This is a genomic window from Streptomyces sp. NPDC031445, from assembly GCF_055581365.1.
In genome coordinates, this window is the sequence record NZ_JBVIJO010000033.1 from 1 (window position 1) to 26,540 (window position 26,540).

Consider the following 26,540-nt stretch of genomic DNA (forward strand, 5'->3'; position numbering starts at 1 on the left):
ACAACGCCTGTTGCTGACCGGCAGGAACGGCCGCAGCCGTTCCCACTCGGCATCCGTCAGATCACCCCGCCCCATGTCCACATCAACGACACGACTGCGGAGTGGTCACATGATCGGCCGGACAAGTCCTAGAGCAGAGGTGAAGGCCCGGACCACGTCGTGGTCCGGGCCTTCACCTCTGCTCGGAACTTGCAGAACTTTCTTCCCGGTCTCTGCTGTCCGGGCTGCGGATTTCAACACCAGAGGGTGAAAAAGCCGTTCCCGGCAGAAGGAGACGCAAGCACCCGAGACCTGTCACTGTCCCGCCCGCCAAGCCGAACCCGACTCGGAGGTAGTACCGATGACCACCGGCCAGACCACCAAGGGAACCCCCGCACCGATCGCGACTACTCTGGGCACGCCACCCTGGGCCAGGGCCGAGACCCCACTGGGATGCTCCCAGGCAGAGAGCAGCAGGACCGCCGACCGCGAGGCGCGCACCACCCCCACGCGGACGACACCACCACTGGTGTCCGCCGTCCTCGATCCCTCTGCTCAAAGGAGCAGCATCATGACCCGGGACAACGTGCCCCCAACCGTCCAGCCGCCCGACCCCGCACCTGCCCCGCAGCAGCAGCCTGTTGCCGGTGCCGGCCTGCCCGCCGCGGTAACCCACGGCGACACGCGGGGTGCGGTCCGGTCCACCACAGCCTGGCTGGTGGACAAGTTCCTCACCAACCCGCCCGACCGGCACAAGTCCCTGTGGCACGCGCTACCGAAGCCGTGGGAGTAGCCATCAGCAGCCGGGCAGGGCGCTCCTGCCCGGCTGCCGCCGCACCCACCGAAGTCTGCGGCCCTGGAGGCGATACGCCCCCGGCGACTACCGGCCGTTAGGTCACCGTGAGCGGAGCCGACAGTCGTAGACCGCCATCGTCAGCGCCTGCAGTGTGGTCCGCGCGGCTTCAACGTCCTGGCCGTCGTCTATGACCTCCAGCGCCTCGGCCGCCGATAGGCGCACCTGGCGAGGCAGGCTGTCGTACGCGGACATCCGGTAGGCGATCGTGCGGCGGGCCTGCTGTTCCTCTGCACTGACCGACCCGGCAACGATCGGGAAGACCGCAGCCCTGTACAGGGCGACAGCCATCAGCACGGCGTCGGCGGTCCACTGCGAGCGCAAGGTGGTGTTCCGCCTGAGAGTCAGACGGAACACCGCTCTCACAGGCGCCGACCTCTTCTAAAGGGTGTTGATCTGCCAGGCGAGGACACCCGTGGAGCCCTTGGCGCCGGAAACATCGATCCGGACCTCGCCATCGCCCTTGATGCGTTGCTGGACCACGGACTGGTCGCAGGGCACCGGAGCGTCGGAACCCGATGTGGTGGGGGCGATGGTCAGGTGTGCGTTGCCTCGCCCGACGCACGTCACGACAAGCCTGTATGTCTTTCCCTTGCCGAGCTCCGGTCGCGTGTGAATACCGTCTGCGACACGTTCCGATCCGCCCTCCAGGAGAGAACCGCCGGAAATACTGGCCACGATGGCTGCCGCCCGTTTCATCAACACCGTCTCCGACGGCGGACTCGTCGTTTGAGAGGGGGCGGCTGACTGCTCAGAGGGAGTGGCCCGGCCGTCGCTACGGCCGTCGGAGTCCTGGCTGCAGGAGGTGAGCAGCAGGACTGATGCGGCTATCGCGGTGCAGGCCGAAAGGGTGCGTGAGCTGATCGGAGGGGTCACGACGACGTTTCCCAGTACTTCCATCCGGTCTCGGACGTCGGCAGTGTCGCCTTTCCGCTGCCGAGTTCTTTGGACCCGCAGGCGCCGATGCGCTGGTACTTGGCCCATGTCACCTTATACCCCCATGAGCCGTACTGCAGATGACCGTACTTGTTGGACTTGACGTTGTGAGTGTACTGATGTCCGGTCGTGATGCTGACGCTTCCCCCGACTTTTACACTCACCTGCGCCTTGGCTTTGGCGATGATGGCGTTCGAGCTCCATTCGATGGAACCGGAAATCTCCGCGCTGATCGTGCCGGCCTTGGTGACCGAAACGCTCATAGTGCCGCCAGGTCCGTCTTTGTAGGAGGTGCCGTTCCACCACGAGGGCACGAAGTAGGGCTTCTTCGACGTGATGCTATACCAGGTGTACGGCCCGTCGCAGTAGGTGGGCTCGCTGATCGACTGCTCAGGCCCGTCCTCCCAGTCCGCCCTGTCATTGATCTCTGTTGTCTCGTCCGCAGAGATCGTCGGGACGCCTTCAGGTGCCTCATCGTCAGCGAGCGCAGGAGCAGAGGCTAAGGATGCCAGGAGAACGGCAGCAACTCCCGTACCGGCAAGCTTCTTTGCATGGAGGTTCACACGGTGTCCTTCGCGGAAATCGCCCGGCTGGCGATCGAATGCCTGGACGCTACCCACTAAGCATGCGCACAACAATCACAAGCGGCGGGTTCTGAGGTGTATTTGAGGGTCATGTAACGGGGATCGGCCAAACACGGCCGAAAGACATCACCGGGCTGTTCAGGTGGTCCAGTCGGGAGCATCCTGCCCACCACCGCGGCGGCGCCAGGCATCGTATACAGCACCATCGGGTTCACGGCGTTGTCGTAGATGCAGCCGGGCCGGGCTGCGGACATCCAGAGCAGGCGGCCTTACCTGCGCAGCGCGGGGCGGGGATGAGGGTGCCGTCGATCAGGACCACCTCCCCGCCCCGCTTGGCGACCCCTTCAGAGTTCGTCCAAGCATGGTGCCTGAGCGGCGAGCATGGTGATCACGCCTCCCAGCGCGCCCTGGGCCGGACGGGTGGGCGAGTCTGCCTGGGACAGTCAAGGAGTGTCGCCAGTCCAGTCCCAGTGGTCAGGGTCGCCGGGGCGCGGGTAGTACACGGCCCGGTCCCCGGCGCCGAACTGCCCCCGCTCCGTGGAGAGCGCAGCGCCAGTGCCGGCCTCATCGCGCGTCCAGCCGGTGATGTCGAGCAGCAAGCCGTCCAGCGGGCTGCCGACCAGTTCGGCGTAGCGCCGGTCCGGCCGCGGGCCCGGATGGTCGTGGTCGGCGGCGTAGCAACTGCTCCTCATCACGGTCCATCCGTTCAGCCTCGCATCCGCCACTGACAGCCGGGCCCTCGTGTCACCTGCGGAAGCGGGAGAACCAGGTGCCGCCGGTCTTCTGCTCGGGCACGGCTTGGCCCTGCTTCTGGTGCCGATGGGCGCTCGGCCAGGCTTGCTGTACGTCGGTGACGGCCTGCCGGTCGCAGTCCCCGCACAGAGACGGCCGCGGCTCTGGGGTGGCGCTCCAGCCGACGCGCTCGACCGCGCTCCACCGTTCGTCGGTGAACTCGGCACCGCAGTCGGTGCAGACGGGACGACGGGCATGTCGCTGGAAGTCCTGCTGCCCTGCCCCGTCACGTACCGGCTCCTGGTGCCCGCACTCGTCGGCTGCCGGGGCCTTTACGGTGTCAGCCTTCTGCTGGCAGTCGTCGCACAGGTGCGGGTGGGTGTCCCTCGGCCTCCCCCAGTCCGTTGCCTGTGCCGCCTCCCAGCGTTCGTCGGTGAACTTCGCTCCGCAGTTGGCGCAGACGGGACGGCGGGCCTCCCGCTCTGCTGCCTTCCTCGCCGCCTGCTCCTGGGCCGCCCGCCGTACCTGTGCTTGGTACCCCTCCTGTCGGATCCTGGTCTCTTCCCAGGCGCGGGCATCGGCCGCCTCACGGCGGGGATTGCCGATCGCTTCCCACAAGTGCTGCTTGTGGTCGCGGCCGAAGCGGAGGAACACGGCGCCGGCCGGACCGTGCTCGCGCAACTGGTTCAGGCCGTGGGAGGCGCCCGTCGTAGTGGTGGTGCCCGCCCTTCTGCCGCTGGCCCTGCCACAGGTGACGGGTGAGCTCCATGAGCCGCGGGACGGTGCGGTCGGGGTTGCGCTCACCGATGCGGTTGAACACCAGCAGGACGGGCGGGAACGTCGCATCGCCGGACCAGGTGCCCGGAGCGGGCCAACGGGTGCGCCACATCGGGCGCTCACGGCCGTCGGTGTCCTTCACCTTCCGCAGAAAGAACCGGACGTACTTCTCCAGCTTGTCGGCGAGCTCCTCAGCGGTCTCATGGCAGTTGTCGACCTCGATGAACAACAGCGGCACCCGGTCCTGCGGAGCGGTCACGACGATGTCGGCCTGGGCGCCGCCCTTGCCGGGCGCGTTCCAGGTGCCGGTGGCGGGCAGCGACACCTCGGTCCAGTACGAGGCGATGGTGCCCACGCCGCGCGGTCCGTCGACGGCGGCCTGGGCAGCGGCGCGGACTTCGGCCGAGTCTTTGGCGAGCTTGGCCATGTTCGGCTTCGGGCGCAGCAGTGCGATCACGGTCTCGTTGACGGCCATGGGGTGGGAGGCGCCGCTGGAACCCGCGCCGCGCGCGGTGGACCCCATCTCCGTCATCGGGCGCCGCAGCTCGTAGGAGGCGGCTTGCAGGCCCTTCGGGGTCAGGTTCCTCAAGCGGTCCCCGTCTCGGTGGAGCCGCCGTTCTCGACCAGGCCGTGCCCCCGCATGTCGGACAGCGCGCCGGTGTGCGAGGCGGTGCGAGCCTGCTTCTGCTTCGACGGAGTCGGCTTGCCGGCGTGCCGGTAGCTCAGGTGCGGAGCACCGATCCTCTGGCTCTGATCAGCGGTCGCGACCTTCAGCACTCCCAGCACGCGCAGCACGTCACCGCGGAAGTGGTTCGTCGATCCCGCCGGGTTCGTCTCCCGCTTGCCCGCCATCAACGTTGCGGGATACGGCGCACCAGCGGTCGTCGTCGGTCGGGGAACTCGCGACCAGGCTCGCGTTCAGGGAAGCGGGCTTCGGCCGGTACGCGCCGGTGGCCGTGGCGAGGGCCGGGGAGGGATCGTGTCCGGAGCCGCTGCCGGCCGTTTGCTGCACGCTCTGCGTCAGCCTCGTCCCGGTGGCGATGGCGGTGCTGGTGACCGTTACAGGCTCGTCGCGGTCGTCGGCGGGTGTGGCCGTCTGCAGAGCGGGTTCTGTGGACTTCGTGAAGCCCTTACCTGCGTCCTTGATATGCGCCAGGCCGGCGCGTACGCCGGGAGTGAGGATTGGGTCGATCGCGAGACGACCGTGCGAGGACACATCGGTGCCCGACGGAGCGTCGAGGCGAGTGACGCCGGTTCCCGCGGTGGCGGGGCTGCCTTTGGGGTGGCCGGTGAGGAAGACACTTCCTTCACCACCTTGCATGAGGGCGAGATCGCCGAGTGTGCCTGAGGCGATCTTCGGCTCGAAGGAGCCGTCCCGGTCGCGGGGCACGACGATCTCCACCGGCCCTACGTCGGTCAGCACGGTCTTGGAGCGTTTGCCGGTTGCGGGAGTTGCCGCCGTTCTTGCCCGCCGGATCGTGCTTGTCATAGCCGAGGTGGTCGGTGACCTCGCCCTCCAGGGCGGACTCCAGCAGCCGCTTGGTCATCTGCTGCAACAGCCCGCCCTCGCCGGTCAACTGCAGCCCCTCGGCCTGGGCCCGGCTCACCAACTCGTCGATCAGCTGTTCGTCCACGGCCTTCGCCGACACAGCCGCTGCCGACTCGACAGCCTCGTGCTCGGCCACGTTCCACTGGTCATCGATGCATCTTCCATGATCGGGAGTTACACCGAACGATCTACAGTCCCTTACCCGGGACGTTTGCGCGTTCCCGACCGCGCGGCACTCGCCGCCATCCTGTACGTGCTACGGACCGGGGTCGCCTGGCGCGACGTCCCCGCGGAGACCGTGGGCTGCACCGGGGTGACGGCGTGGCGCCGACTACGCGACTGGACTGCGGCAGCCGTCTGGCCTCGCCTGCACGCCGCCCTGCTGACCGAGCTGCGCCGCGCCGACCTGCTGGACCTGGGCGACTGCGCCGTGGACGGTTCCCACGTCCGGGCCCTCAAGAGGGGGGAACACACCGGCCCCTCGCCCGTCGACCGCGCCCGCCCGGGCTCGCAACACCACGTGATCGTCGACCGTCACGGAACCCCGCTCGCCGTCACGCTCACCGGCGGCAACCGGCACGACGTCACCCAGCTCCTGCCCCTGCTGGACGCGGTCCCACCCATCCGGGGCCTGCGGGGACGCCCCCGCCGCAAACCTCAGCGCCTGTACGCCGACCGCGGCTACGACTTCGACAAGTACCGTCGCCTGCTGTGGAAGCGCGGCATCAAGCCCCTGATCGCCCGACGCGGTGTCGCGCACGGCTCCGGATTGGGCAAGGTGCGCTGGGTAGTGGAGCGCACCTTCGCCTGGCTGCACCAGTACAAACGACTCCGCATCCGCTACGAACGACGTGCGGATCTCCATCAGGCTCTGCTCGACCTGGTCTGCAGCCTCATATGCCTCCGCCGCCTGCGAACCTCATTCTGAAACGATCTGTAAAAGAGCGTTTTATTTCGATGAGGTTGTTTGGTGGCGCTTCGGGATACGAGTCGGCCTGTGACTGCTGAAACGGGAGTGACCAATGCGGGCTGTGCGGCAGGGGACTTCATACCTCTGCCCGTTTGAGGCGAGTCGCTCCTGTCTGATCCCAAAGCGCCCCCGGTTGGCGCTGTTTGCGCCCTGGGGACGCGTCGTGCCGACGGTACTACCGCAACATGACGCGACGCCGCCCCTATCCCAGCGACCTCTCCGATGCTCGCTGGGAGTTGATCGGCCCCACGCTCAATGCCTGGCGGGCCGAGCGCCGAGGCAAGGGCCTGGACATCGACCGCCCACCCGAGCACGACCTGCGCCGCATCGTGGACGCCATCCTGTATGTCGACCGCACCGGCATCCCCTGGCGCTACCTGCCGCACGACTTCGCACCCTGGGAGACGGTCTACGGCTACTTCGCCGCATGGCAGAAGGACGGCGTCTTTGATCAGCTCAACGGCCTGCTGCGGCGCCTGGTGCGTGAGGCCGAAGGCCGGGATGCCGAACCGAGTGCCTGCGTGCTGGACGCGCAGAGCGTCAAGACCTCCGCCAACGTACCCGCGGCCGGCCAGGGCATTGACGCAGGCAAGAAAATCGCAGGTCGCAAGCGCCACATCGGCGTCGACACCCTCGGCTTGCTGCTGGCCGTCTGGGTGACCGCTGCGAGCGTTTCCGACAACACCGGCGGCATCCACCTGCTCTCCCAGATCCCCGCCACAACCCCTCGGGTGACCAAAGCGTGGGCCGACACCGGCTACCGCACGAAAGCCATCGAGCACGGCGCCCGACTCGGTATCGACGTCGAAGTCGTCCAACGCGACCCCGGCGTCAAAGGATTCAAGGTCATCCCCCGACGTTGGGTTGTCGAGCGGACCTTCGGCTGGCTGATGCATCACCGCCGTCTCGCACGCGACTACGAGACCCACCCCCACCGCTCCGAAGCCATAATCCACGTCGCGATGATCGACCTCATAAGCCGACGACTCACCAGCGAATCCACCCCCAACTGGCGCGACACCTGAACCTCGAACCAAACAACCTCATCGGGATAAAACGCTCTTTAAGTGCTGCTCAGCACCGTTGTCGACTGAGCATGCGGGCGTGATCGCGCACTATGCGGTCGCAACGCCCAGGAAGCGCAACACCGCCAGGACGCGGCGGTGGTCGGCGTCGGCCTTGGGCAGGTCGAGCTTGGTAAAGATGCTGTTGATGTGCTTGGCGACCGCGCTCTCGCTCAAGACCAGCTCGGCGGCGACGCCGGAGTTGGACCGGCCGCCCGCCATCAGCTCCAGCACCTCCCGCTCGCGCGGCGTCAGCCGGTCGAGCGGATCGCTGTGCCGGCGCACCAGCAGCTGCGCGACGACCTGCGGGTCGAGCGCGGTGCCGCCGGTCGCCACCCGGCGTACCGCCTCGGCGAACTCCTCGACGTCGGCGACCCGTTGCTTGAGCAGATAGCCGACGCCCGAGGTGTTGGCGGCGAAGAGATCGGCGGCGTACCGCTCCTCCACGTACTGCGACAGCAGGAACACGGCGGTACGCGGGTACTGGCGGCGGATCACCAGCGCGGCGCGCACTCCCTCGTCGGTGAAGCCGGGCGGCATGCGCACGTCGACCACGGCGATGTCGGGCCGGTGCTCCTCGACGGCTGCCAGCAGCCCTTCTGCGTCGGCGACTTGCGCGCACATCTCGAACCCGGCCGCCTCCAGCACCTTGACCACGCCGATGCGCAGCAAGAGGGAATCCTCGGCGATCACGGCGCGCACGGCAGCTCCACGGTGATGACGGTCGGGCCCCCGGCGGGGCTGCGGCAGGAGAACGCGCCGTCGACGGACGCGACGCGCTTGGCGAGCCCGGCAAGCCCTGTGCCACCGCCGGCCACCGCGAGATCCGCGCCGCCCGCTCCGTCGTCCGCGACGACCACCAGCAGTGTCTCCCCGATCCGCTCCACGGTCACGTCCGCCCGGGTCGCCTGGGCGTGTTTGACCACGTTCGTCAGGGCTTCGGAGACCACGAAGTACGCGACGGCCTCGACCGTGGGTGAGGCGCGCTGCGGCAGGTCCACCGCCACACCTACCGGGATCGGGAGGCGGGCGGCGACCCCGGACAGCGCGGCGTCGAGGCCGAGGTCCTCGAGGACGGCCGGATGCAGGCCGCGCACCAGGTCGTTCAGCTCGGCGATCGCTTCCTTCGCCTCGCGGTGCGCCTCCTCGATCACCTTGCGGGCCTCCTCCGGCAGGTCGCCGAGGGTGGCCCTGGCCAGGCCCAGGTTGACGGCGAGTGAGACGAGGCGCTGCTGTGCGCCGTCGTGTAGGTCGCGCTCGATCCGCCGCCGCTCGGCGTCGGCGGCGTCGAGCACGCCGGCCCGGCTCTCGGCGAGGTCGGCGACCCGGCGGGCCAGCTTCTCCGTGTGGCTGGGGCCGAGCAGGACCTCGGCCGCACGGTTCTCCAGCCGCACCAGAGCGCCGGTCAGACGGGGCCCGAGGAACAGCAGGGCGAGGCCGCCGGCGGTGATGTACGCGGCCTGCGTGGTGTAGCCGAGTTCGGTGACCCGCCACTGCGGGGGCAGCGCCCAGATCCACACGTAGATAGAGGCGGCCACGACAGCGGCGGCCCAGACGGCGAGGACGCCGAGGTCCAGGACGGCGAGCAGTGGTCCCGCCACGGCGTGGTAGCAGATCTGCCGCCACGAGGCCCGGCCGGTCAGCCGGCGAACCACCGACTTCCCGTTGACGGCGGGGCGCGGGAGGTCCTTGCCGACGAGCGCCCGGTAGCGCCGCCGCTGCCCGGCGGTCAGCAGGGGTGTCACCACGAGCGTGAGCAGCACGGGCAGCGGAGTCACGGCCACCGCGCCGGGCGCGCGCACCAACGCCGCCATCGTGCCGAGCAGCCAGAGCCACAGTGGTACCACGGCGAGGTGGAGCGGCAGGCCGGCGGCGACCAGCGCGGTCCGATGTCCTGCCCTGCGGAACGGCGGGCCCGGCGCCAGCCGCAGCCACGTGGTGAGTTGCATGCGTCAGACGGTAAAGCCGCAGGCCATCCCCGTGCCATGACGTCCTCGCCCGGTTCGGGGGTGCACTTTTCTCCACCCCAGGTCGGAACCCTGCGTGACCGACGGCGCCCTGGTGTCCGACGGAGGGTGGAGCACATGAAGGGACGAGCCGACGGGCCGCGGGAGAAGACGATGCGTCAACTGGTGTTTTGCGATGAGGATGTGGCCGGTGCCGAGGTCGTCCCGCTCCACGAAGAGGCGGAGGAGCCGCGCCCGGCGCGGGGCATGCGGCGTGCCGAGTGGCTGCTGGTCGCCTGCGGGCTCGCCTTGCTGCCGTGGCTGTACGTGCTGGCCACCGGCCTGCCAGCCACCGCGACCGCGGCGCACTGGCCGGCCGCCTGGGTCGGACTCGACGCGCTGGAGGCGCTCGGCCTGATCGCCACCGGCCTCCTCGCCGCACGCGGCGACCGGCGGCACGCCCTGGCAGCCGCCGCGACCGCGACGCTGCTGGTGGTGGACGCCTGGTTCGACACCACGACCGCGGCCCCGGGCGGCGATTTCGCCACCGCGGTCGCCATGGCGCTCGGCGCCGAGCTGCCGCTCGCTGCGCTGTGCGGACGGCTGGCGCTGCGGGCGCTGAGCCGGCCCGCGTGACGCCGACCGCCCAGCCACATGCCACGGACCAAATCAATCCACCGGAGAACACCATGCACCGCATTACCGCCCACGTCGCCCCGATCCCGGCCCGGACCCGGCTTGGACCCGCTGGGCGGTCGCCGCCGGTTCGGCGGTCATCTTGATCGACGCCGGTTCCTGGGACGACTCACGCTTCGGCGACCGGCACTTCACCTTCTGGGAGACCCCGGACGGCACCCCCGTCTCGATGGCAGCCGCGACCTCGGTCATCGGCGGCATGGTCCGGGTGGACCCCGTCTACACCCCGGCCCACCTCCGGGGCCGCGGCTACGCGGGCGCCGTGACGGTCGAGGCGAGCCGGGCAGCGCTGGCCGCGGGCGCGACGGACGTCGTCCTGTTCACGAACCCGCCCCGTTCTGTACCTGGCCTGCGTGTAGTGGGAAGTTGGAGGGCCTGCGCCGCTCGGCTGGCGCCGGCCCTCCAACCGCTGCAGAGAGGATCGATGATGACCTCGGACCACGACACGCTGTGGCGTCACTGCGCGTACCTGGGTCGCGCTCTGCTGCCACAGCTGGACCAGGAGCCATGGCGTCAAGATCGCCGCCGGGAGCGGCTGCACTCCTGGGGCATCGACACGGCGGTGGGGGAACGTCTCATTGGGGTCTTCGCGGCCTTAGCCGCCCACGCCGTCGCGGTGGACACTTCTTTGCCGGCATCAGAGTTCGAGACCCTGCCCCTCAGCGCGGTGGCCGACGCGGTGACTGGAAAGCAAGACTTCGAACTACTCGCCGGGCTCCCAGACACCTTCGCCGACGAACGCGACGAAATCGCGGTCAAGGTCTTCCGCCTGTACGCCTACAAGGGCGGCCAAACCAGTCTCCAGCTCCTTCGGCTGAGCACGGAAGTGCGCCATACTCTGACCGTCCTTGCCGCCCGCGAGCCGGTGCCCGCACCCACCTGCGGAGACATCTTCCGCCAAGCGGACCAGGCCAACCTGCCGCGGTAGGCACGGAGATCACCCGCTCCGAGCCGTCGACGCCGGCAACGCAACCTGACGGAAGACTGCCGCCGAGGAGCTCCCGCGCGCTCCGGGCCGCCCGGCCGCTCGCCGCCCTCCCGCCTGCCGCCTCCCGCCGTCCGTCGGCCTGCGTCCGTCCGGCCGCCCGCCTTCGGGCGCGGGCCGCGGGTCAATGCCGCCGGGCCGCTTCCCCACCGCGCTGCCGGCCGCCTTGGCCGTCCCCCGGCCGTGCTCCGCTCGTTGCCCACCGGCAACGCCGCACTCGCGTGCCCGCTTGGCATCACCGTGCTCGCCGCTCTCCCCTGCCGAGCCGTTGTCCGCGCGCTGGCGCTGCTGCGGCCGCTGTCCGCCTGCGGTGCCCCGTCCGTCCCGCCATTCGGACCCGGCTCGGGAGGCTGACCGTCGTGTTAGGGTGCGGCGCCACGGGGAAGCGCCGCACCCTGCCGTCCAGGGTAACGACGGTGATGCCCGGGCGCGTTGCGTTGCGCCGCACCCGGCTCACCGCTTGACTGATCGTTTCAGAATGAGGTTCGTAGGCGGCGGAGGCATATGAGGCTGCAAGCCAGCTCGAGCAGGCCCTGGTGGATGTCGGCGCGTCCTTTCGTAGCGGATGCGGAGTCGCTTGAACTGGTGGAGCCAGGCGAAGGCGCGCTCGACCACCCAGCGGACCTTGCCCAGTCCGGAGCCGTGGGCGACACCGCGTCGGGCGATCACGGGCTTGATGCCGCGTTTCCACAGCAGGCGACGGTACTTGTCGAAGTCGTAGCCCCGGTCGGCGTACAGCCGCCGGGGCCTGCGACGGGGGCGCCCCCGCACACCTCGTATCGGCGGGACCGCGTCCAGCAGGGGCAGGAGCTGGGTGACATCGTGCCGGTTGCCGCCGGTGAGTGTAACGGCGAGCGGTATCCCGTGACGGTCGACGATCAGGTGGTGCTTGGAGCCGGGGCTGGCCCGGTCAACGGGTGAGTCACCGACGTGATCCCCCCTTCAAGGCCCGGACGTGCGAGCCGTCCACAGCGCTGTCGTCCAGGTCCAAGAACTCGGCGCGGCGCAACTCGCTGAGCAGGGTGGCGTGCAGGCGGGGCCATACACCGGCCTCGGTCCAGTCCCGCAGCCGGCGCCAGGCCGTCACTCCGGAGCAGCCCACCGTCTCCGCGGGGACATCGCGCCAGGCGACACCGGTACGCAGCACGTACATGACGCCGGCCAGCGCCGTCCGGTCGGGAACACGCAGTCGCCCCGGATAGCGGCGGCGCCGCTCGGGAGCAGGTGGCAGGAACGGGGCCACCCGCTCCCACAGATCGTCAGGAACAAGATCAGCACGCACTCCGGACAGCCCGCCGACCAAGATCAGCAAGCACAAGACCCACAACTCAACTCATTCTGAAACGATCAGTTAGACAAGGCGTCGCCAAGGCCCGCCGCCCCACCGCTGTGAGCCGGTTCACCCGAAAGTGAGTAACAGGGTGTGGCGACCCCACTCCAGCCGCCAGAGAGGGGAACGGGCTCGTTCCTCACGGCCGGTTGCGCCCCGGACGCGGAGTAGAGAACTTGTCCGGACTCTGCCCACAGGCCAGCAGACGGACCCGCGGGTCGGCGTACTTCCCCTGGTCTCTGACCTGCGATTGGCTTGGAGTGACCGGTGCCCGCAACGGACAGGGCTCCCGTGCCGTTGGGTGAGGTGTTCTAAGTCTCAACCTGCCGGTCCAGGAGCCCTGTTGGTTCCTTATCTTGCCGCACTCGACCTGCCTCATGCGCTGGTCGAGTGGGTCACGACGCTTATCGTCACCCGTGAGGGTGACCGCCGTTGCAAGCTCCCGCCGCACCAGCGCGCCCTCGTCGCTCTCGCCTACCTGCGCAAGCACGACACTCTCGCGCAGATCGCCGCCGGGTTCGGCATATCCGTCGGCACGGCCCACGCCGACACCACCGCCGTCGTGCGGCTCCTCGCCGACCGGGCGCCGGGCCTGCTCAAGACCCTGTGCGAGCACGACCCGGACTACGTACTCCTGGACGGCACCCTCAGCGAGTGCGACCGCCTGGGCGACGGACGCGCCGATTACTCCCACAAGCACCGGCGTCACGGCGTGAACGTGCAGGTCGTCACCGATCCCGAAGGCCAGCTTCTGTGGATTTCGCCGGCCTTGCCGGGCCGTGCTCACGATCTGACCGCCGCACGCACCCACCGCATCATCCGAACCTGCGAACGCCAGGGCGTCCCGATCGTCGCCGACCGCGCCTACATCGGCGCCGGCTCCTGGGCCACCACCGCCATCCGCCGCCCGCCCAACGGCGAACTGTCACCGACCGAACGGACGCTGAACCGGGCACTCGCCCAGGCCCGAGCTCCCGTCGAACGAGGCGTCGCCCGCCTGAAGGCCTGGCGGATCTTTCGCCGGAGCCGCTGCAGCCCCAACCGCATGACAGACATCGCCGCCGCGGTCCTCACCCTGGAGAGGCAACGCTGAAAAGGCTCACTGAACGGGTGGGGGGTGACGTCCGTACAAAACGGATGTCACCCCCCACCCGTTCCTCCTGCACCAGCCGGACACCGCAGCAGGCCCGCGTCCGCGCCCGGTGAAGCCGTGGTTAACGGGCCAGTTGCACCGTGATCAAAACGTCCGGACAGCGGCTGAGGACCTCGGCGAGCGCCGCCGGTTCACCGGCATCGGCACTCAATTGCCAGCGGATCTTGTCGGCCACCCAGTCGGTGACGTACTGGCAGCGGTAGTCGGCGGCCGGCGGCAGCCACGTGGACGGGTCCTGGTCGGCCTTGGACCGGTTCGAGGCCGCCGACACCGCGATCAGGGCCCGGTCGTCGCCGAGGTCGTTGGCGTACGCCTCACGTTCCTTCGCGCTTCAGTCGGAGGCGCCGGAGTCCCAGGCCTCGGCGAGCGGGACCAATGGTCGATGTCCAGACCGCTCGGTCCTTCGATGAAGCGGTCGTCATACGGCGAGAACCAGGCTCCCCCGCTCAGCCGGCAGCTCGCGCCCCGCTCAGGAGCGATGACCGCCTCGGCCTTGAGGACCTCGGCGCGGGTTGTCGCAGCCGTCCTTGTCGGCATCGACCCAGTGCTTGAACTTCGTGCGCTTATACCTGGTGCGATCCTCGCTGCGCACCGGTAGGTGCGCACCGCCGCCCCTTGGCTGGGCTCGGATTGGCCCGCGGCAGCGAGCCCGGTCCGAACCAGCGCCAGCGGATTCACCCTGTGCCGCGCCTACGCCTTCTCCTGTGGCTCGGAGCCGGCGGCGCTCAGTACTCCGCGAGTTGCTTCCAGTACACCGGGTAGAATGGGGCGGGAGTGGTGGCCAGGAGAATCAGGTATACAATTCCCCAACTCCCCGCCGAAAGCCACGGGTCCGCTTCCGTACCGAAGTTCGTGCTCTCTCCGTGCCAACCATCGTTGGCGATGGTGTTGTTAGCCCCGCTCAGGTTGGTGTAGGAGATGCTGTGATAGTTGTTTCGAACGGCGATGGTTCCCCGCAGGCCATTGTGGTTGGTGAGCGCCACAGCCGGCGTTCCCACTGAAACGACGCCCTGGGCGGTCCAGGACGGCCACCAGAAGTTCGTTCCGTACTCCTGGTAGGAATAGCGGACATCGCCGTTCGTCGCTGTCCAGGCGATAACGATCCGATTCCATGCGGCGTTGAAGGCGATGCCGGGGGCGTGATACGAGTCCCCGGCACTGTTGCTCTGGATCCGCTGAATGTTACCCCAGGTTACGACATTGGCGGCACGCTGGTGGTACTGGCCGTAGAGGTGTCCGTCATTGCCCAGCCATGACAGGTACCACTCCTCGACGGCCCCATTTCCCACCGCGGTGACCGCAGGGGGGTTGCTGTACTGCGTGGTGACAGCACCCGGAATGGCCACCCAGTTCCCCAAGGTGATGGTGCCGTTGGAGTTGTGCTGGAGCCCGGCGTAGTAGATGTGGCCGTCCGCACCGGTATGGAAGACCCTGAATCCGTAACCGGTCCAGATCACCCGCGGTGCGGCGTCCGTTACGGCCCCGGGCCAGGCCTGGGCAGGCCCGTGGTTGTAGGACATGTAGATCTGACCGCTGGTGGCACTGCGCCAAACCTGGACGATGATACCGTCGGGGCCGCTGTAGGCCTCGGAGTACCCTTCATCCGCCGTGATTTGGCTTCCGTTCGCGGTTTCGGGTTGCCAGTTTCCACTCTCAGCCGCAGATGCGGGCGAACCCGCGCTAATCGCCAGAGCGGTGACGGCGAGTGACGTTATGAGTGCGACCACCCATAGGTTGAGTCTCTTAGCCGAATAGAGCACGTGAAGTGATTCCCTTACGTCTTGGTTGGCCGCGGGCCCGTGGGGGGGCTCTTCTTTCGGGGTGCCTCCCCGACTGGACGGTGGGGTCGCGTGATCCCACCCCCCATCAGGATGTCACACATCATACAGATGATTGACGTGAGAAGTATTTCCACTCACTGAAGGGGCTGGACCAACCGGTCTGAGCGCTCGCTCAGCTGTCTAGAGGCCGCCTAGCCTTGATCTTGCATGACGGTCCGCCGACGGAGTCGGCGGACCGTTCCGCTTACTGTGGCTGGTGGCGGGCATGTCGGGGACCCGAGTGTCGCGTCGGGTGGGCGCCGGGTTCCACTGCTCCGGGCGGGGCGGTGCTGCTCGCAGGGACGGAAAGCTGTCGGTCAGCCGGGGTTCGGCAGGAGGACAAGCCGTTCAAAGGCGCCGGTGATTTCGCTGGTCCAGGGCCAGTGACGGGCGAGGCGGAGGATGCGGCGCCGGCCGGTGGTGACGAGCTGGGCGGCCGCGGAGAACAGGCGGAACCGCAGGCGGCGGGGCTCCCACAGCCGGGCTTGGCCGGTCAGGGCGAGCATGGGCATCCAGGCCAGCAGGTCGAGTGCGATCTGGACGATCTCCAGCCAGACCTGGTTCTGCGTGGTGTGGTGCAGGGGCAGGTTGCGTAGGCCGGTGGACCGGGCGGCCCGGATCCGGTCCTCGGCCCGGGCCCGCAGCCGGTGACGGAGCTCGAGCTCGGCGATCGGCCGGCCGGAGATGTTGGTCGCGAAGCACGTGATCCGCATGCCGTCTGCGTCCGTGATTCTCAACTGGGCTCCGGGATGGGGTCGTTCCTTGCGGAAGATCAGCCGCATGCCCTTCGGCCAGCCGTCCAGCAGCTTGCCCGTGAGTTCGGCGACCCAGGCCCCGTCGCGGACCGTGCCGTCGGCCTCGACGGCGGGACTGTAAAACGTTCGGTGTAACTCCCGATCATGGAAGATGCATCGATGACCAGTGAGAACGTGTCCGAGTCCGAGACCGCCGAGCCCACGAAGGCTGTGTCGGTGAAGGCCGTGGACGATCAGTTGATCGACGAGCTGGTGGGTCGCGCTCAGGCCGAGGGCCTGCAGCTGACCGGCGAAGGCGGGCTGTTGCAGCAGCTGACCAAGCGGCTGCTGGAGTCTGCCTTGGAAGGCGGGATCACCGACCATCTCGGCTATGACAAGCACGACCCCGTGGGCAAGAACGGCGGCAACTCCCGCAACGGCACACGCTCCAAGACGGTGCTGACCGACGTCGGCCCGGTGGAGATAACCGTGCCCCGCGACCGCGACGGCCCCTTCGAGCCGAAGATCGTCAAGAAGCGGCAGAAGCGCCTGACCGGTGTCGACGAGATGGTCATCTCGCTGGCCGCGAAGGGCCTGACCACCGGCGAGGTGCAGGCCCACCTGGCCGAGGTCTATGGCGCCGAGGTCTCCCGCCAGACCATCTCGACGATTACCGACAAGATACTGGAGGGCATGGTCGAGTGGCAGAGCCGCCCGCTCGACACCGTCTATCCGGTCGTCTTCATCGACGCCATTCACGTGAAGATCCGCGATGGTGCAGTGGCCAACCGGCCGATTTATGTGGCTCTGGCCGTTACCACCGAGGGTCGGCGGGAGATCCTGGGACTGTGGGCCGGCGACGGCGGCGAGGGTGCCAAGCACTGGCTGCACATCCTCACTGAGATCAAGAACCGTGGCGTCAGCGACGTTCTCATGCTCGTCTGCGACGGGCTCAAGGGCCTGCCCGACGCGGTGGAGACCGTCTGGCCCAGGACGATCGTGCAGACCTGCGTTGTCCACCTGCTGCGGAACTCCTTCCGCTATGCCGCCCGACAGGACTGGGACAAGATCGCCCGTCTCCTCAAGCCCGTCTATACCGCCCCCACCGAAGAGGCCGCCCTGGACCGGTTCGCCGAGTTCGCCGACGCGTGGGGACGGAAGTATCCGGCGATCGTGAAGCTGTGGGAGAACGCCTGGGAAGAGTTCACGCCCTTCCTGCGGTTCGACACCGAGATACGCCGCATCGTCTGCACCACCAACGCGATCGAATCGGTGAACGCGCGCATCCGCCGGGCGGTCAAGGCCCGCGGGCACTTCCCGAACGAGCAGGCCGCCCTGAAGTGCGTCTACATGGCGATCATGTCCCTCGATCCCACGGGTAAGGGCCAGGCCCGCTGGACCATGCGCTGGAAGACCGCCCTGAACGCCTTCGACATCACCTTCGACGGCCGCCTGTCGGCGGCCCGTCAGTAACCCCAACTACCGCAGTTGCATGGCTTGTTTGACAGACCCTCAGGCGCGTGGGCGTGTTCCACAGGTGACCACCCGAGGATCCCGGGCAGCCAGTCGCGGGTACGTGGGGATCTGGTCGATCCCCACTTCCCTGCGGAGCTGGGCACGTCGGGGAAGTACTGGGGCCGGATCTCTCCCGTCATCGGTCCCGGCGAGAAGGAGGTGCAGGGGCCGGCGTGCCGCTCCCTGTCGGGGCCGCGGCCTTCGTTGATCAAGACGGTGAGGGTCGACGACTACGGGTGCTTGGTCATGGAGCTGGACGACTGACCGCTCAGTGCACCGGGGCGGTCAGAGACCTGTCGTGTCAGCCATTGGGGCGGCCTCACCCAGCATGCGCACCGGGACACGGCCGGATCCGTGCGCGTAGTTGAAGGACGGCACCGCTCCGTTGCGGAAGTGGACGGTCCGCACGTAGCGCGTGCGGGCGGAGGGTGTCGGACGTCAGACGTGTCTGCAACCCTCTGGGCATGGATGTGACGTGGCAATTGACCATTGACTGTGCGGACCCGGAGAGGTTGGTTCGCTTTTGGGCTGATGCGCTCGGGTACATACCGGAACCCCCGCCGGGCGGGCACTCCACATGGCGCGAGTACTGGGCGGATACGGGAGTGCCCGAGGAAGAACTGGAGGGCGCGGGGGCACCCCGGAGTCGATCGTCGACCCGACGGGGCAGGGGCCGAGGGTGTGGTTCCAGCACGTTCCCGAGCCCAAGATCACGAAGAACCGGCTGCACTTCGACCTCAAGGTCGGTGGAGGACGCAGCGTCCCTCTGGCTGCCCGCACGGAGCGGGTCACCGCTACGGTCGAACGGCTCACGAAGGCCGGCGCGACCGTTTCGCGGATTACGGACGAGCCGGCCTCGCAGCACTACGCCGTGCTCATGCAGGACCCCGAGGGCAACGAGTTCTGCGTCGTCTAGACACCGTGCCGACCGTACCGGTCGCCGCTGCTGACACGGTCGCTCTGTACACGGGTGCGCCCCCAGCTACCGGAACCACTCGATCGAAGTGGAGCCACATCAACCCGGTACAGGGGGCGCGAACCAGCCGGCGGGAGCGATAGTCAAATCTTGTGGACGGTTCGCCCCGCCGATCCCGGCACACTGACATCCCTGCGGCGACCGGAGGGCGGCAGGGCACGGCGGCCGCGGCAGCGGTACGGGCCGCCCCGGGCCTGGACCGCTCGCACCGCTCAGCGAAGGTTCGGACCGCTCGCACCGCCGTGCGGAGCGTGTCCCACCGCCCGACGGCACGGCGGTGAGCCGTCCGCCGCAGGCCTTCCGGCGGCGGACGGACCTCCTCTCAGTCGAGCAGGCGTGCGGCCTCCGTGTCCAGGACGAGTTCCGCGGCGCCACGTATGAGCCGCGTCCACATCTCGTCGCCCCGCTCCGTCCGTTCCAGCGTGACCGATGTGAAGATGGTCAGCAGGAAGGGCGAGAGGGACGCCGCGCGATAGCTCTCCCACGCGTCCGCGGAGCCGAAGTCCCGTACGCCCGCTTCCTTCAGCCCGTCGACATAGACGTCGAGCAAGTCGCTCTCGATGGTGCGCCGCGTCTCGGTGTCGACGCTGGAGGCGAGGAAGACGGCGGCGTCGAGGCCCGGTGGGCCCGGACAGGTGGTCTGCCAGTCGACGACCGTCAGCGAAGGCGCCGAAGGCACCTTGCCGAACAGCATGTTGTCCAGACGGTAGTCGCAGTGGGCGACGACGAACGGCGGTTTCCAGACGGCCTCGAAGGCCTGCGGAGACCGTGGCGCCAAGGCTTCGACGAGGGCGATGTGGCGACTGTCCAACCGCTCCCCGAACCGGTTCACGAACTCCTCGACCGCGCCGGGCACCTCTTCGAACAGCATGCGCATGCCGCCGAGGTCCAGCCATGGCAGCCGGTACAGGTGCGGATGGTCCCACAGAGGGGCCTGCAGGCCGACCAGTTCCCCGATCGCTGCGGCGGCCTGCCCGGCTGTCGCGCCTTCCATCATGTCGCCCGCGGTGGAGGTGGGCGCGAGGTCTTCGAGGACCATGGTGAATCGCCCGGTATCGTCTTCCAGCGCCCCCCAGTGCAATGCGGGCGTGTGCAAGCTGACAAGGGGGGCGATCTGCTCGTAGAAGCGGAGTTCGGAGCGGTAGACACCCATGTTCACACCCACCCGACGGCTGCCCTCGTCAAGGGAGGGCTGCTTGACGACCAGCGTGGCGGGGGTGTTCGCCGGGCCGTCGTAGGTGAGGGCCACGCGGGTGACGGAACCGAGCTGACCGGTCCCTATCTGCTGGGCCTCGACCGACTTGACAGCCGTTCGGGGACCGATGGTGCCTGCCTCGCGCAGGACGCGGGTGAACCAGGTGGGGGTCAGGTCCTCGAGCCTTTCGGCGATCAGGTCCGTCGTGGACTCGGGCTGCCCCAGGGACCGCCTGGTCGGTGACACGTACGGTGCGGCAAGCGGTCGGCCGCCGTCAGCGTGATGTCCGGCCCGGCTCATGGCCGGCTCCTGTCCCGCCAAGCCGCGATCAGCGAGGCGTTCTGCATCGGAGTCGACCCATAGGTGGCCACCTCGTCGGCGCCGGCGTCGCGGTAGCGCTGCAACTGGGCGACGCATTCGGCAACGGTCCCGATCGCCGAGCTGTCCTTCACCCACTCCCAGGGCAGCTCGGCGGCGGGGCCCAGCATCTCGTGCCGATGGAAGGCGTGGCCGGCCGCACGGTCCAGGCCCCGGAACTGTTCGTGGTTGCGCAGGCGCTCGATCGGTTCGGGGGCCCAGCCGTTCTCGGCAGCGAGCATGTCGCCGTAGTAGCGGAACTGCAGATAGTTCACCAGCCGACCGGCGGAGATGGAGATCGCCTCCTCCTCGTCCATATCGGGCGCGGTGACGACTGGAACACAGATGCGGACACTGGCGGGATCGCGGTCGATCCTCTCGCACGCTTCACGGATGCGTGTGACCGCCTTGCGGGTGGCCTCGGGCGTGAACATCGGAGGCAGCAGAACACCGTCGCAGGCCCGGGCGATGACCTCGGCCCCCTTGCTCTTGGCCATGCCCGCGAGCCAGATCTGCGGTGGGGCGCCGTGATAGGTCTGGGAGAAACGGAGGTTCTCGAAGTGACCTGCCGGACCGTCGTAGGTGACCGTCTCACCGGCCCACAGGCGCCGGTAGATGCTGATGTAGTCGACCATGGCCTGGAAGGTCGCAACCTTGATGCCCATCCCTCTGAGGGCATCCCCCTCCCCACGGCCGAGCCCCAGGACGAAGCGCTCGCCGAAGGCAGCGTGCATGGTCGCCCCGAGCGAGGCGGCGGCCCAGGGATGGCGGGTGGTCGGGACGATGGCCCCGGTGCCGATACCCAATCGCGTCGTGCGTGCCGCCACTCCCGCGAGGATCACATCGGCAAGTTTGATGTTCAGGCGCTCGGACAGCCACACCCGGGAGAACCCCAACTGTTCGGCATCGACACCGTCCTGAATGCCCTGAGCAGGTGTCCGGCCGTCGGTTTCACGCTGGAAGCGGTCGGGGTCGGATCCGACGGCGCCGGCGATGATCCACGCGCTCATGTCCTCGGCGACCGGCGCCATTCCGTCCGTCGCTCCTGCCGGGGCGATGACCCCAGTGGTCACGTGTTCTCCTCTGTTCGAGCTGTGTGATGTGGTACCGCGCGAGTGAGTGATCACGGTCAGAGCGCCAGCTCGACCCGGTACTCGCGAAGCCAGCTGTCCAGCGCCAGCACGAACTCCATGCTGTAGCTGTACTGCTCACCGGTCGAGCGGGCCGCCAGCTCGGCACCGGGCAGGTGGAGCAGGTCATGGACTGGCGCGGACCGGTCCGAGAGGAGCGCTCGCAGACGCGCTCGGAGCATTTCGGGGTAACGCGGGTCCTGACTGCTCGGGTAGGGGCTCTTGACCCGCTGGGCGACCGACTCGGGCAGGAGGTCGGCCGCGGCCGCGCGGAGCAGCGACTTCTCCCGGCCGTCGAACGTCTTCATCGACCATGGGGTGTTGAACACGTACTCCACCAACCGGTGATCGCAGTACGGCACTCTGACCTCCAGTCCGGTGGCCATACTCATGCGGTCCTTGCGGTCGAGCCAGAACTGCAGATGCCGCGTGAGGTGGAGGTAGCCGATCTCGCGCATACGGCGTTCTTCGGCGGTGTCCGTGCGCAGCTGCGGGACCTCGGCCAGCGCCTGGCGGTACCGGGCGTCGAGGTACCCCTCCGGATCGGTCTTCCGCAGCAGTTCCGGGTCCAGCAGGGACCCCTTGGTTCCCATGTTCCCGTCGCCGGAGAAGCCGCGCTTGCCGAAGACGGCCGCCCAGGGGAACGTGTGACCTGCGGCCGCGGTCCCGTCGTGGAACCAACGGTAGCCGCCGAAGAGTTCGTCCGCGGCCTCTCCGGACAGTGCGACAGTCGTTCGTTCCCTGATCGCTCTGAACAGCAGGTAAAGAGAGGTGTCGAGCTCGCCGACCGCGAGCGGGACATCCCGTGCGGTCAGCACGGCCGCGCGGTGGACCGGATCGGTCAGGTCCGCGACGTCCAGGACGATGTCGATGTGCTCGGCGTTCACGTGTCGGGCGAGCGCCTGGGCATAGGGGCGGTCCGGGGTTCCACGCAGGCTGTCGGCGGCGAAGTTCTCGTCCTGGCCTGCGAAGTCGACGGCGAACGAGCGCACGGAGCCACGTCCGGACCCACGCAGCTCTCGTGCGGCCAGCGCGGTGATGACAGAGGAGTCCAGACCGCCCGAGAGCAGTGTGCCGACCGGGACGTCGGCGACGAGCTGGCGCGCGACGATGTCGTCCAGCAGTTCTCGTACCCGTGTGATCGTCGTGGGCAGGTCGTCGGTGTGCTCGCGGGCTTCCAGTGCCCAGTAGCACCGTTCTGTCAGCCCCTCTCGTCGCACCCGCACCGTGTGTCCGGGCTTGACCTCGTACATGTCCCGGTAGATGGCGTGCCCGGGTGTCTTGGCGATGGTCAGGAGTTCTGCCAGGCCCTCGCTGTCCACCACGGGGCGGACTGAGGGGTGGGCGAGGATCGCCTTCGGCTCGGAGCCGAACAGGATGCCGTCGTCGATCGGTCGGTAGTACAGCGGCTTGATGCCGAGGCGGTCGCGGACCAGCAGAAGTTCCTGCTCGCGCGGATCCCAGAGGGCAAAGGCGTACATGCCGTTGAGCCGGGAGGTGAAGTCCTCGCCCCACTGCGAGTAGGCGCGCAGAACGACCTCGGTGTCACTGTCCGTGGTGAAGGTGTGGCCGTGGCCGCGTAGCTCCTCGCGCAGCTCGCGGTAGTTGTAGATCTCACCGCTGTACGTGGTGATCAGCGGGCCGCGTCCGGCGTGCTCCACCGCCATCGGCTGTCTGCCGCCCTCGAGGTCGATGATCGCGAGCCGGCGATGTCCGAGCGCGGCGTGGGCGTCCATCCATATGCCCGACGCGTCTGGCCCTCGGCAGGCCATCGTGTGGGTCATGGCATCGATGATCCGCCGAGTTTCGCTGTCGGCACTCGCTTCCCGCCGGAACGAGAGCCATCCCGCAATACCGCACATGAGAGGGGCACACTCCTTGAGAAAGTCGCTTGGTGGCATGCATGGCCGCTGTCCGTGGCTCCGGGGCGGTGAACAGTACGGCCGGGGCTGTGTCCGTCCTGTTCCGGGCCCGGCGTGTCAGAAAGAGACAACGAGGGACTTGAGCCCGTGGAAGCCGACGTACGAGTTCCATACCGGCCGGGTGTCAGGGCAGACGCGCAGCTGCGGCTTGCGGTTCAGCAGGGTGCGCAAGGCGATGCCGGTCTGCACGCGGACCATTCCCGCACCGATACAGCGGTGAACGCCTTCCCCCATCGAGAGGTGACGTGCCCGGCGGCGCACATCGAGGACGTCGGGGTCGGGGAACTGCTTCGGGTCACGGTTCGCCGAGCCCACGAAGGGCAGTACCGCCTGACCCTTGCGGATCTCATGTCCGCGGTAGCTGAAGTCCTCGGCCGCGAGGCGGCCTATGTACTGCACGGGTGGATCGAACCGCAGAAACTCCTCGACGGCCGAAGGCCAAAGACGCGGATTCTCCTCGAGCAGGCTCCGCTGATCGGGGAACTGCTCCAGCGCGAGCACGGCACTGCCGATGATGTGCCGAGAGGGTTCCAGCCCGGCGAACATCAGCAGCACGCACTGGGCGCACGCCTGCGCCAGGTCGAAGTTGAAAGCAGAACCCTCCTGCGCCAACAGGCCGGCCAGAATACTCGACTTGGGCAACCGGGCCAGATCCGCGGCCAGATCGTGCAAATAGACCATGAAAGCTTCGGCACTCTTCTGCGCCTTGCGGACGTCGTCGGCGGCCAAGTCGTTGGTGCCGAACAGATAGGCGAGATCGTCAGCCCACTCGTCGAGCAGGTGGTGGTCGCTCTCCGGGGCTCCCATCAGCCGGGTGAGGACCATCGCGGGTAGCGGACGGGCGTAATCAGCGACCAGGTCGACACGACTTCGGTCTCGCCATCGACTGATGAGGTCGTCGGCGGCTTCCTGGACGACCCTGCCGACGACGGCCGGGGTAAGAACTCGGAAGACCTCGTCCATCCGGTTCCGGCGGAGCATGTGCTCCTCACCCTCGTGGAAAGCGGTCCACGTCCTGAGGAAGTCGACGAAGCCCGAGAACTCCGCCCGCTCGCTCTCCGGCAGGGCTAAGATGGGCAGGTTCGCCCGGTTGTTCGTCAGCTTGTCGCTGCGCAGCAACGCGTCAGCGTCCTCGTAGGCGAACAGGATCCAGGAACCGCCGTACATCCGGGACCGGTGAAAGGGCTCCCGTTCGCGGATCTGTCGATAGACGGGGTACGGATCGACAAACAGCTCCGGGTTGCTGAAGGAGAAGTCTTCCGCCTGGAACGAGATGGCCGGCGTGCCCCCGGCCGCCGCTGCAGCGGAGCCCTCTGGCGCGTTCAACCGCTTCCTCCCTGATACATCTTAGGGGTGACCGTCCACCACATGTGTGTTGTCCCCTGCCTCGGATGAGGCGCCTCTCAGTCAAACACGCGTCTCGTAGCTCGGCCTCAAAGTGTGTTCTACGCAACACACTTGCCGATCCGTCAGTCCCCGTGACGACATCGGCAGAGTGTTGTCGGTCCGATGCGGCTGGCTTGGTGCAGCGATCCCCTGGACTCACCGCGGTCCGTCCCGACGCACGGGAGCCATCCGTCCCGCCACTGTGACATGTGTGCCGTCGGCCACCAAACACTCACATCTGTCGAGATGGGCATGGTTGCATGTGTGGTGTCCGGCGACATACTTGCCGCTACCTGACTCGAAGGCACGGAGGCCCTGATGACCTACCATGTACTCGCCGTCACCTCTTTCCGGCCACTTCCTCCGGAAGTGCTGACGTCCTGTCTCATCGGCAAGCTCACCGTGATCACCGAACCCGCGCAGGTGCGGAACTACCCCACGGGAGTCGATGTGTTCACCGTGAACAGCATCGACGACTTCACGGCTGTCAGGGACACCGCACTCACCATACTGAGCGACCGGCGCATCGACGCGGTGCTCTGCCCAACCGAACTCGGCGTTGCCGTCTGCGGGTTGCTGCGTTCTTACTTCGGGATCCCGGGTATGGGTTTCGACGTCGCCAACGCCTTCTCCAACAAGTACGTGATGAAACAGAAGCTCGCGGAAGCGGGCCTGCCCGTGACACCTTTTCGCATGGTGCCCCGTCTGGACGGCCTTCCAGCCGCGGCCGAGGACCTCGGCTGGCCGATCGTCGTCAAACGCTGCTTCGGCGGAGGCACAATGGACGTTGCCGTCATCGAGTCGGCTTCCGAGTTCTCCCGCTTCTACCGCGCGCCCGAGTCCGCCGGCCTGCGCGATGCCGGCTGCCCCCTGATCGCCGAGCAGTTCGTCGACATCGAGGCCGAATACCATTGTGACGGAATCGTGGACGGGGGAACGACGAAGTTCGCGTCCGTTTCGAAGTATCTGTCACCGGTGCTCACAGGCCGCGGAGGCATACACGGTTCCTTTCACCTTTCGGCGTCCGATCCGGATGCGGAATCCGTCCGCCGTCTCCACCAGGACGTCGTACGGGCGCTCGGAATGCACTCCGGAGTGACGCATCTGGAGGTATTCAAAACCGCCTCAGGGCTGCTGGTCGGTGAGATCGCGTGCAGGCCGGGGGGTGGCGGCATCGTCAAGTCCGTCGCTCTCCAGTACGGCGTCGATCTATGGCGCGCGTTCATCGAGACATCTCTCGGCCTGCCGCCCACGATCGACATCGACGCCCGCGAGGAGACGGTGGTCAACGTCATGCTTCCGGCCAGGCCCGGTCGCATCCTCGACCTCAGTACCGCGGAGCACTTCGCGAACGCGCTTCCCGGCGTCCTCGACACCACGATGGTGCTCAAGCCGGGAGACATCGTCGATGACGTCGCGCACTCCATGAAAATCACCGGACTGGTCTTCCTCACGGCCCCTTCCGTGCACGACATCGACGATCTGGTGCGGAGCGTCACCGATACCTACGTGCTGCGAACCGAGCCCTACGGGGCGGGCGGCCTCCACGGACCGATCGCTGAACAATGAGATCGGTCTGCCGGCCCGGCGGTGTGTGGTGCCGGCCGGGCGTCCGACGCTCCCGTGGTCGATGACCACGGAGCAGCTTCATCTCGAAGTCGCGGCACACGGGGCCGACGTGGGTCGAGGCCGGGTCGCTCGTACTGCTCGTGGGCGTGGTCGGCAGCAGGTGATGGTCCGTCGCGGGACCTCTTCGCCGGAATCGCGGTACCGGGCCCGAGTGCCTCCTAGGACTTGTCCGGCCGATCATGTGACCACTCCGCAGTCGTGTCGTTGATGTGGACATGGGGCGGGGCGATCTGACGGATGCCGAGTGGGAACGGCTGCGGCCGTTCCTGCCGGTCAGCAACAGGCGTTGTGGCAGGTGGCGGGATCACCGGCAGGTGATCGA

The 26,540-nt window shown here is 68.0% G+C and carries 20 protein-coding genes and 7 pseudogenes; 9 read left to right on the top strand and 18 right to left on the bottom strand.

All coding sequences use genetic code 11. The features are described from left to right. Nucleotides 1–550: 550 nt before the first annotated feature. The gene (locus ACZ5DC_RS39860) at nt 551–772 is read left to right on the top strand and encodes a hypothetical protein (protein ID WP_468661272.1); all 222 of its coding nucleotides are present in this window, start codon (nt 551–553) and stop codon (nt 770–772) included. Nucleotides 773–874: 102 nt separating this feature from the next. On the opposite strand, the gene ACZ5DC_RS39865 is transcribed toward ACZ5DC_RS39860, so the two are convergent. The 8 genes and pseudogenes from ACZ5DC_RS39865 to ACZ5DC_RS39900 all read right to left on the bottom strand — a co-directional run. Further along, entirely contained in the window at nt 875–1,156 is a 282-nt protein-coding gene (locus tag ACZ5DC_RS39865; RefSeq protein WP_468661274.1) for a hypothetical protein, read from the bottom strand. 57 nt (nt 1,157–1,213) lie between these two features. Continuing rightward, nucleotides 1,214–1,402, bottom strand: a complete 189-nt coding sequence (locus ACZ5DC_RS39870) for a hypothetical protein (RefSeq protein ID WP_468661276.1) — start codon at nt 1,400–1,402, stop codon at nt 1,214–1,216. 302 nt (nt 1,403–1,704) lie between these two features. After that, nucleotides 1,705–2,331 (bottom strand): hypothetical protein, encoded by a 627-nt coding sequence (locus ACZ5DC_RS39875; RefSeq protein WP_468661278.1) that lies wholly within the window; start codon nt 2,329–2,331, stop codon nt 1,705–1,707. A 464-nt stretch (nt 2,332–2,795) separates the two neighbouring features. Then, the gene (locus ACZ5DC_RS39880; RefSeq protein ID WP_468661280.1) at nt 2,796–3,044 is read right to left on the bottom strand and encodes a hypothetical protein; all 249 of its coding nucleotides are present in this window, start codon (nt 3,042–3,044) and stop codon (nt 2,796–2,798) included. 52 nt (nt 3,045–3,096) lie between these two features. Beyond that, on the bottom strand, nt 3,097–3,702 hold the full coding sequence (locus tag ACZ5DC_RS39885) for a hypothetical protein (protein WP_468661282.1): 606 nt from the start codon (nt 3,700–3,702) through the stop codon (nt 3,097–3,099). Then, complete coding sequence (locus tag ACZ5DC_RS39890; RefSeq protein WP_468661311.1) at nt 3,671–4,393, bottom strand: replication-relaxation family protein; 723 nt, start codon at nt 4,391–4,393, stop codon at nt 3,671–3,673. Before ACZ5DC_RS39890 ends, ACZ5DC_RS39885 begins: the two co-directional genes overlap by 32 nt. Before the next feature lie 53 nt (nt 4,394–4,446). After that, nucleotides 4,447–4,647, bottom strand: coding sequence for a hypothetical protein (locus tag ACZ5DC_RS39895; protein WP_468661284.1), 201 nt, complete (start codon nt 4,645–4,647; stop codon nt 4,447–4,449). Between the two features lie 565 nt (nt 4,648–5,212). Further along, a pseudogene (locus tag ACZ5DC_RS39900) lies at nt 5,213–5,546 on the bottom strand (transposase); the annotation flags it as partial. A 63-nt stretch (nt 5,547–5,609) separates the two neighbouring features. Between ACZ5DC_RS39900 and ACZ5DC_RS39905 the strand changes: the two are divergent. Further along, a pseudogene (locus tag ACZ5DC_RS39905) lies at nt 5,610–6,338 on the top strand (IS5 family transposase); the annotation flags it as partial. Between the two features lie 227 nt (nt 6,339–6,565). Continuing rightward, nucleotides 6,566–7,405: an IS5 family transposase gene (locus tag ACZ5DC_RS39910; protein ID WP_468661286.1), complete on the top strand. Its 840-nt coding sequence runs from the start codon at nt 6,566–6,568 to the stop codon at nt 7,403–7,405. 90 nt (nt 7,406–7,495) lie between these two features. Here the strand turns inward: ACZ5DC_RS39910 and ACZ5DC_RS39915 are convergent, their stop codons facing one another. Together ACZ5DC_RS39915 and ACZ5DC_RS39920 are read right to left on the bottom strand one after the other, a co-directional pair. After that, nucleotides 7,496–8,146 carry a response regulator transcription factor gene (locus tag ACZ5DC_RS39915; RefSeq protein WP_468661288.1) on the bottom strand — a complete coding sequence of 217 codons (651 nt, stop codon included), beginning with the start codon at nt 8,144–8,146 and terminating at the stop codon, nt 7,496–7,498. Further along, nucleotides 8,134–9,393, bottom strand: coding sequence for a sensor histidine kinase (locus tag ACZ5DC_RS39920; protein WP_468661290.1), 1,260 nt, complete (start codon nt 9,391–9,393; stop codon nt 8,134–8,136). The genes ACZ5DC_RS39915 and ACZ5DC_RS39920 overlap by 13 nt, the downstream gene beginning before the upstream one ends. Before the next feature lie 135 nt (nt 9,394–9,528). Here ACZ5DC_RS39920 and ACZ5DC_RS39925 point away from each other — a divergent pair, with 135 nt between their 5' ends. Together ACZ5DC_RS39925 and ACZ5DC_RS39930 are read left to right on the top strand one after the other, a co-directional pair. Further along, complete coding sequence (locus ACZ5DC_RS39925) at nt 9,529–10,026, top strand: hypothetical protein (RefSeq protein WP_468661292.1); 498 nt, start codon at nt 9,529–9,531, stop codon at nt 10,024–10,026. Nucleotides 10,027–10,165: 139 nt separating this feature from the next. Continuing rightward, nucleotides 10,166–10,417: pseudogene (locus tag ACZ5DC_RS39930) on the top strand (GNAT family N-acetyltransferase); the annotation flags it as partial. A 1,127-nt stretch (nt 10,418–11,544) separates the two neighbouring features. Here the strand turns inward: ACZ5DC_RS39930 and ACZ5DC_RS39935 are convergent. Further along, a pseudogene (locus ACZ5DC_RS39935) lies at nt 11,545–12,353 on the bottom strand (IS5 family transposase). A gap of 391 nt (nt 12,354–12,744) precedes the next feature. Here ACZ5DC_RS39935 and ACZ5DC_RS39940 point away from each other — a divergent pair. Further along, nucleotides 12,745–13,494: a transposase gene (locus ACZ5DC_RS39940; RefSeq protein WP_468661294.1), complete on the top strand. Its 750-nt coding sequence runs from the start codon at nt 12,745–12,747 to the stop codon at nt 13,492–13,494. 121 nt (nt 13,495–13,615) lie between these two features. On the opposite strand, the pseudogene ACZ5DC_RS39945 reads toward ACZ5DC_RS39940, so the two are convergent. The 3 genes and pseudogenes from ACZ5DC_RS39945 to ACZ5DC_RS39955 form a co-directional block, all read right to left on the bottom strand. Next, nucleotides 13,616–14,152: pseudogene (locus ACZ5DC_RS39945) on the bottom strand (HNH endonuclease family protein); the annotation flags it as partial. Nucleotides 14,153–14,279: 127 nt separating this feature from the next. Further along, entirely contained in the window at nt 14,280–15,314 is a 1,035-nt protein-coding gene (locus tag ACZ5DC_RS39950; RefSeq protein WP_468661296.1) for a PLL family lectin, read from the bottom strand. A gap of 377 nt (nt 15,315–15,691) precedes the next feature. Beyond that, nucleotides 15,692–16,249, bottom strand: a pseudogene (locus tag ACZ5DC_RS39955) (transposase); the annotation flags it as partial. Nucleotides 16,250–16,288: 39 nt separating this feature from the next. Between ACZ5DC_RS39955 and ACZ5DC_RS39960 the strand changes: the two are divergent. Continuing rightward, nucleotides 16,289–17,581: an IS256 family transposase gene (locus tag ACZ5DC_RS39960; RefSeq protein WP_468661298.1), complete on the top strand. Its 1,293-nt coding sequence runs from the start codon at nt 16,289–16,291 to the stop codon at nt 17,579–17,581. A gap of 506 nt (nt 17,582–18,087) precedes the next feature. Further along, nucleotides 18,088–18,539 (top strand): annotated as a pseudogene (locus ACZ5DC_RS39965) (VOC family protein). Between the two features lie 382 nt (nt 18,540–18,921). On the opposite strand, the gene ACZ5DC_RS39970 reads toward ACZ5DC_RS39965, so the two are convergent. The 4 genes from ACZ5DC_RS39970 to ACZ5DC_RS39985 all read right to left on the bottom strand — a co-directional run bounded on the left by ACZ5DC_RS39970 (nt 18,922) and on the right by ACZ5DC_RS39985 (nt 24,529). Continuing rightward, complete coding sequence (locus ACZ5DC_RS39970) at nt 18,922–20,094, bottom strand: aminoglycoside phosphotransferase family protein (protein ID WP_468661300.1); 1,173 nt, start codon at nt 20,092–20,094, stop codon at nt 18,922–18,924. Beyond that, on the bottom strand, nt 20,091–21,224 hold the full coding sequence (locus tag ACZ5DC_RS39975) for a TIGR03857 family LLM class F420-dependent oxidoreductase (protein WP_468661302.1): 1,134 nt from the start codon (nt 21,222–21,224) through the stop codon (nt 20,091–20,093). The genes ACZ5DC_RS39970 and ACZ5DC_RS39975 overlap by 4 nt, the downstream gene beginning before the upstream one ends. Nucleotides 21,225–21,280: 56 nt before the next feature. Then, entirely contained in the window at nt 21,281–23,143 is a 1,863-nt protein-coding gene (gene asnB / locus ACZ5DC_RS39980; protein ID WP_468661304.1) for an asparagine synthase (glutamine-hydrolyzing), read from the bottom strand. A 117-nt stretch (nt 23,144–23,260) separates the two neighbouring features. Continuing rightward, the gene (locus tag ACZ5DC_RS39985) at nt 23,261–24,529 is read right to left on the bottom strand and encodes a cytochrome P450 (protein WP_468661307.1); all 1,269 of its coding nucleotides are present in this window, start codon (nt 24,527–24,529) and stop codon (nt 23,261–23,263) included. Nucleotides 24,530–24,907: 378 nt separating this feature from the next. Here ACZ5DC_RS39985 and ACZ5DC_RS39990 point away from each other — a divergent pair, with 378 nt between their 5' ends. Continuing rightward, nucleotides 24,908–26,158 carry an ATP-grasp domain-containing protein gene (locus ACZ5DC_RS39990; RefSeq protein ID WP_468661309.1) on the top strand — a complete coding sequence of 417 codons (1,251 nt, stop codon included), beginning with the start codon at nt 24,908–24,910 and terminating at the stop codon, nt 26,156–26,158. Nucleotides 26,159–26,540 lie beyond the last annotated feature (382 nt).